This is a genomic window from Gramella jeungdoensis (assembly GCF_023805255.1).
In the GTDB taxonomy this organism is placed as follows: domain Bacteria; phylum Bacteroidota; class Bacteroidia; order Flavobacteriales; family Flavobacteriaceae; genus Christiangramia; species Christiangramia jeungdoensis.
Map to the genome: position 1 here is coordinate 1 of NZ_JAMSCK010000014.1, position 3,685 is coordinate 3,685.

Here is a 3,685-nt window from a genome sequence, read left to right on the forward strand (position 1 = left end):
TTTAGTTTTCCTGTGGTAAGTTCGTCTAAAATTTTGAGTTTGAAAGATTCCGAATACCGTCTGATTACTTTGTCATTTTTGTACATAACTATTTAAAATTATGTAGCCTTTATTCAGGACGGGTCAAAATTGGCTACAACGGTTACGCTTATCGCAAGTTGCGGGAGTAGTGACGCGGAGTTGTCGGCTTATTTGTTTTATTTCCTGGTTTCTAAAATTACACTTTTTCGATGATACCCGTTATTGGCGATGAGCCGTTGTTGGCAACTGGCGACCTAAAAAATCTAATTTTTATAGAAAAACAATTAATCTAATTTGAAATATTCGACTGGATAACCAAAAGCCTCAAAAAACTCTATTAACTTTTCCTTTTTAATAGATTCCTTTTCGAAATTTATATAATCTTGAAACACAATTGGCATGGAATAAAAGGGTTTGTAGTTAGGATACTGATTCTTAAAATTATTCATTTCATTTATTACAGAATCTAGTTCTATCAGGTTTTCACTATTAAATGCCAAAAGTGCGCGGTTTACCAATATTAACTTTTGATATAGGGCAATTTGGTTCTTTGTTAATGAATACTTTCTAGATTTTATTTCATTTATTACATCTGAAAGTTCTATGAAATTTTCAGTTGGATTTAGGTCTGCTAATAATTCATACATATTTACTATCAGTTTATTAGCGATTCTATCACTGCTGAAACTTAGATAATCCTCAATAGCTTCTGATACGAGCCTTCTCATTTTGTTAGTCTTTTTACCACTATTCTTATAAGCCTGAATTTTATACATTACTCTATGTCCCAACAATGACTCAGAATGTGGATGTTCTTTCGTTAAATTTTTATAGTATACTTTATCTCCATAACCTTCAAGAGGAATTGATTCTCCTGGAATTGATGGGAAGTGTTTTGTAACTTGTGTAGCTTTTGTGATGAGTCTTTGAGCGTATAAAATTAAATTAGATGCATAATCGTACTCTTTATTTTCATATTCTTCTATTGCTACGTCGACAATGTCAGTGGCATAGTGATATGAACCTGTCCCTAAATAAAATAATACTAAATATCTCTCATAGTCGTCACTTATGGCTTTTGAATTATTACAAATATAGTATGTGGTTTCAACGAAACCTTTATCTATAATATAATTATCATAAAAATCACTTTCAGTCCGAAATAGAACTGCTCCTTTCATCTTGAGATATGTACGAATGTCCGAATCATCTATCAAATATTTCGGATAGTTTTTCGAATCGAAATCATTGATAACTTCAATTTTTGTTTCAGTATCAGCAGTGATTTGCCGCCTTAATTTTTTGACGCTTCTTGCTGCATAATCTATGGAGTCCCGTACTGATGGTTCCCATTTCTCATTAGATTTATTTCCAAAAATTTCACTCGCAATGGCTATCCCAGTAGATGCCAGGCTTTGCATCGCGGCTGACTTTTGCAAAGAAGTACCTTCTGAAAGCATGGCCGCTTGAAAATTTTGCGCAGCAGCTCTTTGATAATCGCCATTAGCCATGGCATTATCTGCTTTAGCTTGGAGACCTTTTGCTTCTTCCATTTTTTGCTTTTGAATACGACTTTGATAATTAGAATTACTTCCAGTATTCGAATAACTTGAGGTACTATTATCGGAATTCTTATCATTTTCATTAGAACCAGATGAATCGTTTTGAGTTACATCATCTTGACTATTTAGCCATCTCATAAAAGTAGCCGCATGTTGATTAACAGAAGAATGAACGACTCCAGTAATTCTTACATCTTGAAATGAAATACTTTCCACCTTAATTTTTTTATTATACTTGATCTGTCCATATGCGTTAAAACCTGATGATGCATGAGTGACACTTTCAAAAGGGAAATTATGTTGATTATTTACAACCAAAGTTCCTGAGATTTTGTAACTAGTCGTAGAACAATCTCCAAGAAAATTGTTCCAAGTTTTATATTTTTCAGAGGGTTTATATAAAGTGCCATCTACTGCAAAACCTACCGCAGATTGATCGGTGATTCTTGAAGAAATGAAAAAGCTTTCAACTTCATAATTATTAATATCATAATTAAATTCAATAATTTTTTGATTAATATGATGACCAGTGGTAGGTTGAACCCCCGAAATACTAAGGCTTGTAATTATATCTTCTTGTGAAAAAGTTGTTAAGTTTGAAAAAAAGACAAAAACGATTAATAAATGTTTAAAATTCATGGTTAGAATATTTGTTATATAAATGTTAAAGATATGAAAGTGTTATTTATAGGAAAATACCCATATGAGGGTATGTTTAGCTTGTTGCCAACGGTTTCGCTTATCGCAAGTCACGGGAGTTGGGACGCGGACTTGTCGGCTTAACCATTTTTTTCTTGGTTTCTAAAATTACACATTTTCGATAAAACCCGTTATTTGCGATGAAGCGGTGTTGTAAGCAGTCTTCTAGGCCGAATATATTTAATGTTTTTCTATAAATTCTAAAACGATTTCATTGAAACTTTCCGGATTCTCATATTCTAATCCATGGGAAGAATTTTGGAGCTCTGCCAACGTACTACTTTTTATACATTCATGAAGTTGATCCACTATCAATCTTAAGAATTCTGGTGATCTATCACCTTTTATAAGAAGTACGGGAATATTCAAATTTTTGAAATCCTGGCAATCAAGAGAAGGTAAAAGATCAGTCTCCGTAACCATGGCTCTAAGTTCAGGTATATTATCCATCATTAAATCCTTTTCTTTTTGAGATGCTTTTTCATAATACAAGCTATCACCTATAACACCATTTATAAAAAGAGCTACAGCTTCTTCGTTCTTTTCTTCCTTAATGGCTTTTGAAGCAGGAACAATAATATTATTAATAAACTCATTTCTCAATTCCTCTGACTCCGGTAAAGTTTCCAATAAGGAATGAACGGGAGGTTCACCAAGACTTAAACTTTTTACCAATTCAGGATTTTCAAGAGTGGTCACTAATGAAGTAAAAGCACCGTATGAGTGACCTACAAGATGTACAGGACCAACATCTAATTTTCTTAAAAAACCACCGAGATCCTCAGCATGTATTGAAATTGAATGATCACTCGAATCGTTTATAGATTGGTTGTTAGGATAGGCATATCGCCTGCTTAGAGCTATTACACGATGGTTTTCTGAAAATGTATCTATTTGAGCCTCCCAAACTCGATAATCTCCAATAGTGCCATGAACAAACACTACTGGTTCTCCCTGACCAATATCTATATAGTTAAATTTGTAATTATCGAAGGATAGGGTTTTAATATTTTCCTCTGAGTTTAGGGGTTCCTTTAAGTCCTCAGTTTGGCTTTTGTTTTTACATCCTATTTGCACTATCAACAGGAGAATCACGGAAATAAAATAATATCTTTTTTTCATCATGATCATCATTTTTAGTCGCTTCTAATTTTGAAGATTGCTTACAACGGTCTCGGTTATCGCCAGTTGGCGGAGTAGGGGACGCGGTCCCGACGCTTCGGGAGTCGGATTATTATTGGTTTGATGGTCAAGTTAATTATTTTCTATCTAACGGTGCCGCTTATTGGCGATGAACCGTCTTAAGTTTAATTTCTCTAAATTTTGATTGTATAACCAGAAAGAACAAAAGAGAGGAATAAGATTACATGAACCGTGGGAACTAGAGATTCCGTCAACAATGA

2 protein-coding genes are annotated in these 3,685 nt (G+C 33.7%); both read right to left on the reverse strand.

Going from position 1 to position 3,685, the window contains the following annotated elements:
- Nucleotides 1-305 precede the first annotated feature (305 nt).
- Nucleotides 306-2,222, reverse strand: coding sequence for a hypothetical protein (locus NE848_RS17210; protein WP_252115852.1), 1,917 nt, complete (start codon nucleotides 2,220-2,222; stop codon nucleotides 306-308).
- Nucleotides 2,223-2,462: 240 nt separating this feature from the next.
- The gene (locus tag NE848_RS17215; RefSeq protein WP_252115853.1) at nucleotides 2,463-3,407 is read right to left on the reverse strand and encodes an alpha/beta fold hydrolase; all 945 of its coding nucleotides are present in this window, start codon (nucleotides 3,405-3,407) and stop codon (nucleotides 2,463-2,465) included.
- Nucleotides 3,408-3,685: the final 278 nt, after the last annotated feature.

Excerpts from the sequence above, each read along its gene's own strand:
- NE848_RS17210 (WP_252115852.1), bottom strand. The coding sequence starts at position 2,222 with ATGAATTTTAAACATTTATTAATCGTTTTTGTCTTTTTTTCAAACTTA.
- NE848_RS17215 (WP_252115853.1), bottom strand. The coding sequence starts at position 3,407 with ATGATGAAAAAAAGATATTATTTTATTTCCGTGATTCTCCTGTTGATA.